The organism is Xenorhabdus cabanillasii (genome assembly GCF_003386665.1).
Taxonomy (GTDB): domain Bacteria; phylum Pseudomonadota; class Gammaproteobacteria; order Enterobacterales; family Enterobacteriaceae; genus Xenorhabdus; species Xenorhabdus cabanillasii.
The window spans coordinates 823809-837089 of the sequence record NZ_QTUB01000001.1 but is presented as its reverse complement, the minus strand read 5'-3'; the positions used below and the strand labels follow the sequence as shown (position 1 = coordinate 837089).

The window sequence follows — 13281 nt, the reverse complement described above, 5'->3', positions numbered from 1 at the left end:
GTTAAAAAACCGCCAAATGCAGAATAAAATAAATTCAGAGTGAAATTTATTTAGTTAAAGCTTCCCGAACTGAGCTGATTTCAGGCACTTCTACTGGCTGGATCTGTCCAGAGGGGGATTGAGATTTTGGAGTAATCACCGTTGTGCCAAACATATGATCAACGGTATTGTCTGAACCTTTTGAAGAAGAGGACTTATACGCAAAATCAGCGCGTTTGAAACCATACTTTGTAATTGTTCCTACTGGCGGCTCATGCCCCAGTACCGTCTCAATATTGAGCCTTATCCTGGCTTCTTTTCCGACGTATTTCTGCGCACTGGAATATTCCCGTGTTTTGGTCTGTGAAGGTAAAGAAGAAGGCGGAACAACGCGTTTGTTAAGGTATTCAGCCGCTTCTTGCGGTGTTACAGGCGGTATATTCAGCATTCTGATCGTAGGTGGCATAGAACCTGAAGGAGTTTCCGCGAAAGCGCTATTCCCCAGACTCGTCAATAAGAGCATCCCTAAACAAAAGGGAATTTGATATAATTTTTGAAACATATCGGTATCCTCCCCAAAATATTTTTTAAAAATAGATAAAAGATATTCCATTAAAGAATTGAATTTTGATTCTAAAATGTAAATCAATATGTTTTTCAAAATATGTAAATTTACTGACATTTAATAATATTTAAAGGATATGAAAATCAGGCAAGTATCATTAAATTATAATCAAGATAATGCTGTTATGATGAGTTTTATTATTGCTCCATTTCATTTAAAAAGGTGTGGAATGTTTAGTTAAAGAATTATTTTTAAAATTTTAATTGATGTATTTTTGAAAATATATGTTGATTCTATTATTTAAAATAAAATACTCTTTGTGGAGGATACATAACATGTTAAAAAACAGTAAAAAATCATCTATTATAACCATAGCAATGACTATGACACTTGCCTTGATAAATTTTATGATTGCTCCATCTCTTCAAGCCAATATGACTGAAATACAGAGTACTATCACATATACCTATGACAGCCTTGGGCGTCTCATTTCAGATACAACAGATCAGGTAAGTGCAAATAAATATGACTATGATCCTGCTGGAAATCGTCTCTCGACATCAACTAAACAGCAAAAATAGAAAAAATCGATACTGGTTATAGAGTTTTACAAATGACTATTATGCCTTAGTGCTGTTTCAGTAAAAATAATACGGGCTGGGGAAAACCACTACTCTTACCATACTGCATGATAAATGAGTGTTGCATATTTTTATTCAAGCAGATCACCTAATGCGTCCCGTACCCGCAAGACTGCCAGAACTGCATTCACCAGTCATGACTGGTGAATGGTTACGCGACAGAACCGTTATTATTGTTCAATCATCTTACTCTACCAAAAACGTTGCTGGCCAAGTTTACAGGAAATGATTTTCAATTAAGAATAAACATCCAAAATTTATGTCCACCAAATAAGTTCATTCTCTTTGTTAATTCCCATAAAGCATGTAATAAGCAGTCGTTTCTCCTGTAATTGGTTAGCATTACCCGTTAAAACAGCATGAGTCAAATTTCCATTCAATAAAATTAAATCTCCAGGAGCGATATCAATAATCATACTTTCATGTTCTTTAAGAACATCTTCTGGATATGGGAAGCCGCTATGAGATAATCCAAGCGCTGAACGAGAAGTGGGATCTGGATCTATATTCCACACTTTCAGTTGACCTCCACCTTGCGGAACTTCCGCATAAAAATTGACTGCCATCACTTGATTAACATATTGAATTTAAAAGTATTTTTTCATAGGATCACTAAGTTGAGCTAAATCATCATGGGGTAATAGGAGAAATTCTCCAGAATTATTCCAGTAAACGGCTTTAGAATTACCAGCTGCAATTCCGAGATGAGTTGCTGGTCGGATATGTAATAACTTTTCTGATTGAGAATAGATTATTTTTCAACAAAAAAATCAATTGGGTTAATTGTATCTCGAAATAATTCATTTATTTCAGCACGGAAATATTCAACTTGCTCTAAATATTCAAGAGTTGTTTTTTCTATATGAGATGCTCCAATAAAATACCCCTCTACTCCATCAATACCTTCTCCAAAACGAGGTTTTCTAGCAGAGGAATTCCAAAAATTATCAATGATTTTTTGTCGTTTTTCTTTTGATAAAAAATTACGAATACGACACGCTGCAAGATTACCTTCTAAAAGAGATTCTACCGCATTTATATCTATACAATTTTCCGTTTCATGTATGATAAGTTAATCAGATAAATTATCTGCATTACTGTTACAATCGATAACACGATAACCTGATTCTCTGCCTGTTCTTATGAAATCGAAGATAATACTTTCTGAGCCTGAACGAATCACATTGCAACAACTTGCTTTGAATCATCCACATCGGGACATTCGTACGCGAGGAACGGGTTTGCTCATGCTTGCCAGAGGGATCAAGCCGTCCCAGATCACCGCTGAAATCGGATGCAGTCTCCGGGTTATCTATAATTGGGTTCACATGTGGCACAATTCAGGGATAGCGGGATTATTAGGTGGTCATGCCGGAGGCCGGTATCTCGCCATGACGCCTGACATGATTGCCACTGCGGTCGAAGCGGCCAGCGCAGAGTCCCTGACACTCGCCCGGATAGCTCAGTGCGTTGAGGCAAAGCATGGTGCCCTGCCTTGTACGCTTGAAACGCTGGCAAATACCCTGAAAAAGCAGGGGCTCACCTATAAACGAACCCGACTGTCGCTTAAAAAAAGCGTAACGAAACGGAGTTTGCTAAAAAATCCGCCTTGCTGAATAAAATTAAGGCTGGAGCACAGTTAGGCCATTACCGTCTGCTCTATTTCGATGAGGCGGGTTTTGCCGCGTCTCCTCCGGTGCAATATGGATGGAGTCCACGGGGTAAGCCCCATAAAACTGAGCCTCGAGAGCATGACAGACGGTCAGTTCTGGGGGCGTTAAATTACACGGATAACACGCTGTTTTACCAGACAACGTCAGGCAGTATCACGCGCGATGACGTGATTGATTTTTTAGAGCAGGTCGCCAAACAAGGGGACAACCGCCTGACATTTTTAGTGTTGGATAATGCGCGTATCCATCACGGGATCGAAGAACAAATCAGAAATGGCTGGTTACGAGAACACAACATGTTTTTATTCTATCTTCCCGCTTACAGCCCAGAGCTGAATTTGATTGAGATCGTCTGGAAACAGGCCAAATACCATTGGCGACGTTTTATCACTTGGACTCAGAATACAATGGAGCATGAATTAAATACTTTATTGAAAGGTTATGGCGACCAATTTGCAATTAACTTTTCTTGAGTACTTAAATTCTGATTTTTTCAATTTATGTCCTGTTAAAGAAAATTTTTCTTACATTATATTTATCCCTTGTTCTTATCATTTTTATGCAATAATCTTCTTTTTATATGTAAAAAAACTAAAATTGCTGACACTGGGCTAATTATTCTATCTTGTTCTTTAAATTTATCATAGTATCTCTCTCGTAATTTAGGTAATTGACTCCAATGAGTACCGCCCGATATATGGTGTTCCTGATGATATCCATCATTAAATGCCAGTAAATTATATAATCTTCCATAATAACTAACAGAGTTAGTGAATTTGTTTTCTGGATTGGCTCCATAATGTTCATAATAATTTTGTATATTTACCAGAATAAAAGAAAGCAAAATAGAAGGTAAATAGCAAAGCAATGCCCATTCCCAAGATACACTAAAGAAAAAAAGCAGACCAACAAATATTGAAAGTCTATCTAAACGCAATTGGTTAATTTCTTTTCTGCTATTAACTTTATCTTTTGAAATTAAATTTTCAAAATGACTATCATACTTACTTAACTTACCTCTCCATGAAAATAAAGACCATAATATATTTGGAATTATGTTTAGTAAAGTTCCCATCCCACCAATAATGGAATATTTCCATAGTGAGTTATGTTAATTTTCTTTACCATTTAAAAAAGTTGATGATAAATCTTTTATAGGACTCCCATTATCATTGTGATATTTATGATGATTCCTGACGTGTGTTAAATGATAGCCTTGAATAGATTGGCCTATATTAATATAATTCAAAATGGAAACAAAATCATTCATTAAAGATGATACAAACCACGGATTATGAGTAAAGAAATGAGAAATAACAATAATATTGTAAGTGGTGATTAATGACACCACAATAACATTAATTATCCAGCTGTAAATAGATAATTCACCCCAATTAAATGCCAATGTTACATTTATTACAATGTTTAATATGCTTAATAGAAATAATATGGCATCTTTTTTCGAGGATTTCCAAATTTTCATACTTATCCTTTTTCATTAATATGATACATTAAAAGTATATTTTATTTTTCAGACTAAATAAATATACTGTTCATTAGAAATGAGTAGATCATTTTCGCAACTTATCATGATTGAGATAAAGCAGGAGTGATCTACTAAAGTTTATAAATCAAACTCTCTATTTTAAAATCAAACTGGTTAAACTCTAATACTTAAAAATATGATTGCAGACTGCCTCAACGCCTTACATCTAGAGTTGCACAGTGGAAAGAGCCACCAAAACTATTAAAATACCTAAAATTACATGGAATTGGTGTAAATCCCCAACGCTTCATTGCTGCTATCATTGAGTCATCTTGTTTTTCGACAATGACTCTATTCTCATCTAACATAAGAATATTCATATTAAGTACTCAAGAAAAGTTAATTGCAAATTGGTCGCCATAACCTTTCAATAAAGTATTTAATTCATGCTCCATTGTATTCTGAGTCCAAGTGATAAAACGTCGCCAATGGTATTTGGCCTGTTTCCAGACGATCTCAATCAAATTCAGCTCTGGGCTGTAAGCGGGAAGATAGAATAAAAACATGTTGTGTTCTCGTAACCAGCCATTTCTGATTTGTTCTTCGATCCCGTGATGGATACGCGCATTATCCAACACTAAAAATGTCAGGCGGTTGTCCCCTTGTTTGGCGACCTGCTCTAAAAAATCAATCACGTCATCGCGCGTGATACTGCCTGACGTTGTCTGGTAAAACAGCGTGTTATCCGTGTAATTTAACGCCCCCAGAACTGACCGTCTGTCATGCTCTCGAGGCTCAGTTTTATGGGGCTTACCCCGTGGACTCCATCCATATTGCACCGGAGGAGACGCGGCAAAACCCGCCTCATCGAAATAGAGCAGACGGTAATGGCCTAACTGTGCTCCAGCCTTAATTTTATTCAGCAAGGCGGATTTTTTAGCAAACTCCGTTTCGTTACGCTTTTTTTAAGCGACAGTCGGGTTCGTTTATAGGTGAGCCCCTGCTTTTTCAGGGTATTTGCCAGCGTTTCAAGCGTACAAGGCAGGGCACCATGCTTTGCCTCAACGCACTGAGCTATCCGGGCGAGTGTCAGGGACTCTGCGCTGGCCGCTTCGACCGCAGTGGCAATCATGTCAGGCGTCATGGCGAGATACCGGCCTCCGGCATGACCACCTAATAATCCCGCTATCCCTGAATTGTGCCACATGTGAACCCAATTATAGATAACCCGGAGACTGCATCCGATTTCAGCGGTGATCTGGGACGGCTTGATCCCTCTGGCAAGCATGAGCAAACCCGTTCCTCGCGTACGAATGTCCCGATGTGGATGATTCAAAGCAAGTTGTTGCAATGTGATTCGTTCAGGCTCAGAAAGTATTATCTTCGATTTCATAAGAACAGGCAGAGAATCAGGTTATCGTGTTATCGATTGTAACAGTAATGCAGATAATTTATCTGATTAACTTAATCCATTTGCTAGTCATATACAGAGGATGATCATCAGGTATAATTGGATTTGGCGCATGAAAAACATCCCATCCTTTGAATAAATCAGGAATTTTTGATAATTTTTTGGGGTTTACTAGTAACTTTCCTGGTGCCATAGGTACAAATGTTGCGTCGATATGCATTGGATTTGGATCGTCAAATTCAAATACATGTATTCTATATTCATTTCCAATATGCCGCCTTAGCCATTCAATACCGAAACTATTTGTTACATGGCTTTTTTGAGCAATAATATCTCTACCACAACGATAGAAATATGCAGCATCAAAAATTGGTTCAAATTCAGTAATAGCAAGAGAAACTTTCCCTTGCATATTACTCTCTTTCTCCCAATTTAAATTATATAGCTCATCCGTTAATTGTGGTTTAGGTGCAGCACTCCACTTAGCACCAGATTTAAAATATTCTTTTAATAACGTTTTATAAGCAGAAGTTTCAAAATAGCGAGATCTCCACGCCAATGGGCATTCAATTATATTATCACCAATTACCAAAAGTACATCTCTGGGCATAGCACAATATAAACCAGTGCTGCTCCATCCCGGAGCCCCAAAAACCGCTGACTGATCTTGTATATCAGGACGGCGAACTTTGACTCCTTCGCTTTCAAGTATATGGACGAATTCTTCCAATTCTTTAGAGGCTAATTCTATAAGTTCCTGAGGGAAAGAACGCCCAGAATTTCTCTGGAAATTAACGACTTGATTAGCAGGTAAAACAGGTTATAATGCCATATGCCATGAAGGAAATCTGGCACCATTAACAATACCTACGATGACCTCTTCAAGTGGATCCCACTCAGCAAATGAACTTACCGGAGATTTAGGTAATTCTGAACAATGTATATCTTTCATATTATAATTATAACCTTATATATTATTATTTATTAAATTTAAAAAAATATAATTTAAATAAAAATATTGACAATCCCTATTAATAATCATTTTTTAATAAAATTTTAAATTTTGAAAAAGTAATTTTTATAATGTTATGACTAAATGGCTTGCCAAAATGGCAGGAGTGTCAAAGAAATTCAGTCCTAATTTTGCGAAATTTTTGTTCCCAAAACATCACATCACATCACATCACATCACATCACAAAAAGAAGGATTGAGTTATACTTATTATACCACTCATTCCCCCCCAAGATGAACGGCGGCAGATGAGAAAAATCGCTCAAAAAACACCTGATAGCGAATCTGGAAGCCGCCACCGGAAAAATCCTCCACCGACAGTTCAAAACAGGCGAACAGAGCAGGATTTTGTGTCACATATTTGCCAAACCGTGGCATTCGATCCCACGGTGCAATGGAAACGCGCATGCATTTTCTGTCAGACCCGGCACATCGGATCCGATGCGTTTATACCCCCAAACATGCCTGCTATAGCAACTGGCCGCCTTTCTGAGAAATTGCACTTATTAGACGAATCCAAGTGACATAATAAATAATTATAAATGTTTTTTTCTTTTACATGAAAAATGATCAGCAGGCCAAATATTATTGCAATCATACCAATAATACTTAAATTAGATAATTTATTACCCAAAAATAAATAATCCATTATTGCAGTCACACCTGGAACAAGATAAAACAAACTAGTCACATTGACTAAATTACCAGCCATAATTAATCGATAAAGTAATAATTGGGCTGCGACTGAAATAACTAAACCAAGCCATAATACAGGAATAATGAATCCTATCGTAGGTTCAATATGAAAAGGTTTGAAAGGAACAAACAATAAACACATAAACAAACTAACACCATATTGTAATGGTAAAACTTCAGATGGCGGTTGTTGTATTCGCTTCTGAAATATAGCACCTATGCTCATACAAGCTAGTGCAGATAAAGCAAAAAAAGTTCCCGACAGAGAGAATTTGGCATTTATGATTCCTTGAAATACAACAAGTATTAATCCAATCAAAGAGACTCATAACCCTATAAAACGGCGGATAGAGAAATGTCTTTCCATAAACCAAAGTGTGATAATTGGTTGTATCCCCATTATTGTTGCTAAAACTCCGGGAGTAATCCCATGTTCTAATGCGAGAAAATAAAAAATAGAATATCCACCGATAATTAATAAACCTACTCCAGCTACTTTTTTGGTGCTTCCCGGTGCAGGAAAATAACGTTTTTTTGATACACAGAGTAACAATAAAAATAAAAAAGCAATAGAAAAACGTACAGTTAAAATAGCAAATGAAGAACTATGATTTAGTCCCCAACGAGAAAATATAGCGCCACTACTCCATAATAAAACAAAAATAAAAGTTGCTCCATAGTTACTCAAAAGTATTTTTGTGTTCATATAAATTTTCCTGTTTATTAGAATAAGTACAAATTATTCTCGTAAAAAATGGACTATCAGGGAATTGAAGCTAAGTGAAACGAAAACTCACGTTATAAATTTTCTTTTGTTTCATCAATAACTTTGTAGACCGTTGAACGGGTTATTTGCATATGTTTGGTCATTTCTGTTATTTCTGTTGCACCAATCCCCTGGTCACGCATAGCGATAATCAATTTTCTATTCATTGTGTGTTTACGCCCAAACCTGACACTTTTCAATTTGACCTCTTGCCGACCTTCATTTGTTCGTTCCAGTATTCTCTGGCTTTCTGCCAGAGCTGCTGCGGAGAAAATAGTCACGGCCATTTTTCCCATTTCGCCTTCTGTACCACTTTTATAAGTCTCAATAAAATGTCTCCTATATTGATTTTTAGACACCAAGTGTCTACTTTTAGTATAAGACGATTTAATGGGCTGTATAACGAAACCTTTTTATGATGTCTGACAATTTATAATATTTCGGACTGTTAGGATATTGTAAAAATATGATTGTCCCTACCTTTTTGAAGGGCATGTGTTTCTCCCCTTGCGGATCTAACGACAACATTGGCAACGGTGCACACTGTGCCCGCGTCTGAATTATCCCCTTTTGCCGACATTTTTCCGCAAACCCGTCTGCTGGAACTGATGCTGCTGGAGCACACGTTCATTAAAGCTGCCACCGTGCTTTGTGGCGATTACCAGTGCGATCGATGGAAGTACCGGAAAGTGTCTGACAACATCACCTATGTCGTGCCGACACGATCGGATTCGTATGTTGTCAATGTCGATACGGCTGACTTTAAAGGCGAGGTCTCCGCTGATACGTGCGGGCTGATGGTGACCCTGACCGTATTGGGTTATCTGGCTGCCCTGATGAAGCAGGACGGGCACACTGAGTGGTTCTGTGGCGCTGCAACATCCCCAGGCTCAGTGTATCCGTACCGCTTTAGGTTTGACGGGTTTTTCACTTCACAAAGACGAATTTTACGGTGCAACATTGATGATTGTTCTGGATATTGGTTATATACCCATCATCAGAACCGCCAGACAAAACCGGCATTAACACTATTGTCCTGATGAGCGGAGGATAACAATCCACTATAACCAAGCGTAAATGACACATTCTTGCCTGCTGTCATTTCAGCATTAGCCTTCAAGACAAGGCCATCACGCGCAACCGGAGCACTGTGGGTCACGAAAGTTTTGTTACTTCCACGAAACGCTGAACTCACCGCGCGCTGACGCTCACCATACTGGTGTTGCCAACCTAACTCACCATGCAAGGCAACAGTAGCCCCCCACTTGGTCTGCCAATCATGGTTAGCACGTAATCCAAGTGTGGAAAGCGTTGCTTCTGTATGTTGTTTATCGGCCTGAAGCGTTGCGGGGCCACCATTTTCGTTAATACCATTATTACGGAAACCGACATAAGAAAGATTCATAAACGGTTCCAGATTTACCAGAGCTATAGGCAGATTGTACGCAGCTTCAACAAATAACTGTGCCGTACGGCCACCATATTCCGCTTCTCCGCGATCGTACTGATAGCCATAATTGACAGGACGGTCAGTATCAATACGATGCCAGGTGTATCCACCTCCGGTACGCAGCTTCAGATCACCAAAGCGACGATCACCATAAAGAGCAATGTGATAATTATTACTGTCGGCACTGGTACGGTAACCACCGTCAAGAGAGGTACGGGTATAACCAGTGGCGATACCAAAATGGCTATAATTACCTATCGACCCGTCAGTTCCGAGTAGTACTCCGTAAGTGGAGGACTGATAGCCAGTAGCATTAAGCGTACCGGAGCTATGGTTCCATGCCCCAAGCAAACGAACCCAGGCGCCCTTATTCTCTCCGTGATTACTCTCTGCGTTATTATTCTCCGCATAAATACCGGATGATAACGAACGGCCTTCAGCCTGCCTCAATCGGGCATTCAGGGTATCACGCAAGTAACGGCTTTCATTAACCAATGCAGAAGTTATGTCCGCATGGATCTGTCCATCAAGCTGTTTGAAAGCATGGCGAACCTGATCGGCAGAAGTAGAAGGTAAAATACTCTCGTAAACCGGATTACCAGTACCGAGGGAATCAACAGCACCAGCCACAGAGCGTTCATTCTGCGTCAATGCTACATCGGCAAAAGCGGTATTATTACGTGCTATATTAAGCGTCACTTTACTGGGCTGATATGACAAGTCAGTGTTCAAAAAGAGATAGTGCGAACCAACGTTATCAAAACGCCCATTAATATCCTTTTCTGTACTGAGAATATTATACTGTTGCCCTGTCAGGCCATGCGCTTTATCGTCAGCAAGATTATCGCGGGAAAGAAGGTTATTACTGTTCAGGAGAGCGATTTCTACCTTGCCACCGTTGATTTGTACCTTATCCCCTGCATGGATGCTGTCATTGTGTCCATCAGATGTGATTTCAACAGCATAACGAGAGCCAGGTTCAAAGGTAACTTCACGGGAAACATCGAGTTTACCAATAGAATAGCCCGGACTGACCGTTCCTCCATGCTGAACCGTAAGGGAACCAATAGTGCCATAACCACCGAATACACCGTTGTCTTTTACCAGGACTGAAGAAGCCAGTGAATCGCTGATCCCCAATAACCCTTGTTTAACTAATGTCGGGCCAGAATAAGTATTCTTACCAGTGAGGAATAACGCACCATTACCCTGTTTGGTTAACCCACCGTGACCACTGATATCATTACTCCAGATATCAAGTTCACACTGTCTGCCTTCACAAACACGTTCGGTCGGTTTGCCTTTGTCGAGAACAGCACCAACACCGGGAATATCAGCGACAAACTGTCCATCCCCATAGACAACACCTTCTGGATCAGGAATACGAAAAGTAGCTGGAATATCCTCTGCCGTATAAAACATGCCAGGACCATTTATCGCTTTACCGAGATTAATCATTCCCCAACCGTAAATCTCATCAATGCCTGGCTTGCCCATATCAGTAGCAGTAGTGCGGAGCACGGAAGAAACCTGGGCACCGCTCATGTACGGGAAACGCTCCATCAGAATAGCAATACCACCAGCAGCATGAGGGGCTGCCATCGAAGTACCACTGAATTTTTCGTAATCGGTTTTTAGCGTATCTACACTTGTTCCATTTATCACTGAGCTATATATATAACTACCGGGTGCACTGACACACAAACTGGCGGTATAACCACAGCGGGACGAAAATCCACTGATACTATAGGGAATTTTATTGCTGCTATTAGCATCCTTCTGCACACTGGCAACCGTCAACCAGTTTGGCGCAATATCCGGTACAAACCAGGCCAGACCCGCTATGGCATCCGGCTCATTATAGTTGCCGCTGTTACCCGCAGCAAAAATGGTCACAATGCCACTACGCCCGGCATCAATTGCGCCCTGATACGCGCCACCCGGTTTTGTTCCTAATATTGGTTTGATTTGATCAAACTGTTTATTGGCATGTTCCAGATGGAAATGTGGCCCTTTGGGATCTCTCCCCGCCTCTTCAAGCTTTCTATCAATACCAATGCCCCAACTGTTATTGATAATACGGGCTCCACTTGCTATCAGTGCATCCCAGCCAGCCTGATATACACTGCCGTCGTTACCTAAAATAATGCCATCCTCAGGGCCGGGATCGCCATTTTCAGCACTAATGATCTGTGCATTATAGGCCACACCATGCATTTTTCCGCCATCACGGCTACCGGCAGCAATGCCAGCAACATGAGTACCGTGATTCCCCAATTTGCCCCCCCGTTGCCGGCTTGGTGTACCATCATAAGAGAAGGGATCACCTTTCTTCACCGCAATATAGGGATCGGTATACTCACGTATTCCGAAAGTGTGAAGGTTAATCACCTTATCTTTTCCTATAAACTCCGGATGCTCAGCGTAAACAGCCTGATCAAATATTCCCAGTTTTATCCCTTTACCGGTATAGCCTTTTGCATATGCTTCATCTGCGTGAATCGCACCAAGCCCCCACTCAGCAAGGAATTCACCAGAGTGCCAGCTGGCAGGATCACCCAACTTACCAGTTTCAATATAATTTTCCGCATATGCTCCGACACTGCCAGCCGCAAGACAGCAAGCAACGGCATAGCAAAGTGCACATGGTTTCGTTTTGAATAGATTAATTTCGGATGGGGTGTTCTTAAATAGACCTGTCTTTTGCTTATTCATTTCAATCACTGTCCATTGTTGATTTGCCAAAATATCATTGCCATACCGCCAAAAAACTCTGTAACGAATTCAAAGGGATTGACGCAAATAACGCTGCGATATTTTTCTCTTCCAATAAATCCCACATGAATCAATAATGACACACGCAGAATTGCACAATTAATTAACAATTAATATTCATTTATGTAACTTTATTTAATAGGGTGTACCAACGAATAACATTTATGGTGGGGAAGTTTTTTCTTCTAAATGAGGAAGGAGATCTCCCGCTACTGGCAGAGATAACTCCCAATAAAGGAGGAGCAAACAATGAGATGTATTTCATAGCTCACACAATCTTGATCTATAATACTGCTCCTTTTGCAACATATTCAAAACACCATGGAACGATTTATAGAAAACGCTATGTATGCCTCTCGCTGGCTACTTGCACCAGTTTATTTTGGTTTATCACTGGCCCTGTTTGCTCTTGCTATAAAATTCTTTCAGGAAATCATACACATCCTGCCACATATCTTTTCGGTTACTGAATCAGAACTTATCCTGACCTTACTTTCTCTGATTGACATGGCACTGGTTGGTGGGTTGTTGGTAATGGTCATGTTTTCCGGCTACGAAAACTTTGTTTCCACACTGGATATTGAGGAAAATAAGGAAAAGTTGAACTGGTTGGGAAAAATGGATGCGACTTCACTCAAAAATAAGGTTGCGGCTTCTATTGTTGCCATCTCATCAATTCATTTACTGCGTGTCTTTATGGATGCCCGCAATGTTCCAGACAATAAATTGATGTGGTATGTCATTATCCACCTTACTTTTGTTATATCAGCATTTGTGATGGGATATCTGGATAAACTTACACGCCACCATCATTAGTAAGGAACTCT

At 39.8% G+C, this 13281-nt stretch carries 15 protein-coding genes and 2 pseudogenes; 5 read left to right on the top strand and 12 right to left on the bottom strand.

The genetic code is table 11. The features are described 5' to 3' along the window. Nucleotides 1–46: 46 nt before the first annotated feature. Nucleotides 47–541 (bottom strand): hypothetical protein, encoded by a 495-nt coding sequence (locus BDD26_RS04230; protein WP_115827489.1) that lies wholly within the window; start codon nucleotides 539–541, stop codon nucleotides 47–49. 338 nt (nucleotides 542–879) lie between these two features. On the opposite strand from BDD26_RS04230, the gene BDD26_RS04225 reads away from it, so the two are divergent. Beyond that, nucleotides 880–1125, top strand: coding sequence for a hypothetical protein (locus tag BDD26_RS04225; RefSeq protein WP_115825626.1), 246 nt, complete (start codon nucleotides 880–882; stop codon nucleotides 1123–1125). Nucleotides 1126–1442: 317 nt separating this feature from the next. On the opposite strand, the gene BDD26_RS19970 is transcribed toward BDD26_RS04225, so the two are convergent. Continuing rightward, nucleotides 1443–1751 (bottom strand): 2OG-Fe(II)-dependent halogenase WelO5 family protein, encoded by a 309-nt coding sequence (locus tag BDD26_RS19970; protein ID WP_425330436.1) that lies wholly within the window; start codon nucleotides 1749–1751, stop codon nucleotides 1443–1445. A 576-nt stretch (nucleotides 1752–2327) separates the two neighbouring features. Between BDD26_RS19970 and BDD26_RS04215 the strand changes: the two genes are divergently transcribed. Continuing rightward, complete coding sequence (locus BDD26_RS04215) at nucleotides 2328–2801, top strand: helix-turn-helix domain-containing protein (protein ID WP_051502334.1); 474 nt, start codon at nucleotides 2328–2330, stop codon at nucleotides 2799–2801. Next, nucleotides 2795–3331, top strand: a complete 537-nt coding sequence (locus BDD26_RS04210) for an IS630 family transposase (protein ID WP_084766466.1) — start codon at nucleotides 2795–2797, stop codon at nucleotides 3329–3331. The genes BDD26_RS04215 and BDD26_RS04210 overlap by 7 nt, the downstream gene beginning before the upstream one ends. 62 nt (nucleotides 3332–3393) lie before the next feature. On the opposite strand, the gene BDD26_RS19965 is transcribed toward BDD26_RS04210, so the two are convergent. The 9 genes and pseudogenes from BDD26_RS19965 to BDD26_RS04170 form a co-directional block, all read right to left on the bottom strand. Beyond that, entirely contained in the window at nucleotides 3394–3933 is a 540-nt protein-coding gene (locus tag BDD26_RS19965) for a fatty acid desaturase (protein ID WP_244922617.1), read from the bottom strand. A gap of 36 nt (nucleotides 3934–3969) precedes the next feature. After that, complete coding sequence (locus tag BDD26_RS19960) at nucleotides 3970–4341, bottom strand: fatty acid desaturase family protein (protein WP_244922618.1); 372 nt, start codon at nucleotides 4339–4341, stop codon at nucleotides 3970–3972. Between the two features lie 392 nt (nucleotides 4342–4733). Then, entirely contained in the window at nucleotides 4734–5270 is a 537-nt protein-coding gene (locus BDD26_RS04195; protein WP_084766466.1) for an IS630 family transposase, read from the bottom strand. Continuing rightward, a complete protein-coding gene (locus BDD26_RS04190; RefSeq protein ID WP_051502334.1) occupies nucleotides 5264–5737 on the bottom strand; it encodes a helix-turn-helix domain-containing protein in 474 nt (157 codons plus the stop codon). Before BDD26_RS04190 ends, BDD26_RS04195 begins: the two co-directional genes overlap by 7 nt. Nucleotides 5738–5795: 58 nt before the next feature. Continuing rightward, the gene (locus tag BDD26_RS04185; RefSeq protein WP_244922646.1) at nucleotides 5796–6485 is read right to left on the bottom strand and encodes a hypothetical protein; all 690 of its coding nucleotides are present in this window, start codon (nucleotides 6483–6485) and stop codon (nucleotides 5796–5798) included. A 90-nt stretch (nucleotides 6486–6575) separates the two neighbouring features. Further along, complete coding sequence (locus BDD26_RS20465; protein ID WP_280524510.1) at nucleotides 6576–6707, bottom strand: hypothetical protein; 132 nt, start codon at nucleotides 6705–6707, stop codon at nucleotides 6576–6578. Between the two features lie 279 nt (nucleotides 6708–6986). Beyond that, nucleotides 6987–7175 (bottom strand): hypothetical protein, encoded by a 189-nt coding sequence (locus BDD26_RS04180; protein ID WP_115825625.1) that lies wholly within the window; start codon nucleotides 7173–7175, stop codon nucleotides 6987–6989. Between the two features lie 154 nt (nucleotides 7176–7329). Further along, a pseudogene (locus BDD26_RS04175) lies at nucleotides 7330–8169 on the bottom strand (DMT family transporter); the annotation flags it as partial. 92 nt (nucleotides 8170–8261) lie between these two features. Further along, a pseudogene (locus BDD26_RS04170) lies at nucleotides 8262–8537 on the bottom strand (helix-turn-helix domain-containing protein); the annotation flags it as partial. Nucleotides 8538–8918: 381 nt separating this feature from the next. On the opposite strand from BDD26_RS04170, the gene BDD26_RS04165 reads away from it, so the two are divergent. Beyond that, nucleotides 8919–9269, top strand: coding sequence for an antirestriction protein (locus BDD26_RS04165; RefSeq protein ID WP_244922645.1), 351 nt, complete (start codon nucleotides 8919–8921; stop codon nucleotides 9267–9269). Here the strand turns inward: BDD26_RS04165 and BDD26_RS04160 are convergent. After that, nucleotides 9227–12394, bottom strand: coding sequence for an autotransporter domain-containing protein (locus BDD26_RS04160; protein WP_115827488.1), 3168 nt, complete (start codon nucleotides 12392–12394; stop codon nucleotides 9227–9229). The genes BDD26_RS04165 and BDD26_RS04160 overlap by 43 nt on opposite strands. 381 nt (nucleotides 12395–12775) lie before the next feature. On the opposite strand from BDD26_RS04160, the gene BDD26_RS04155 reads away from it, so the two are divergent. After that, complete coding sequence (locus BDD26_RS04155) at nucleotides 12776–13270, top strand: TIGR00645 family protein (RefSeq protein ID WP_038268074.1); 495 nt, start codon at nucleotides 12776–12778, stop codon at nucleotides 13268–13270. The last annotated feature ends 11 nt before the right edge of the window (nucleotides 13271–13281 follow it).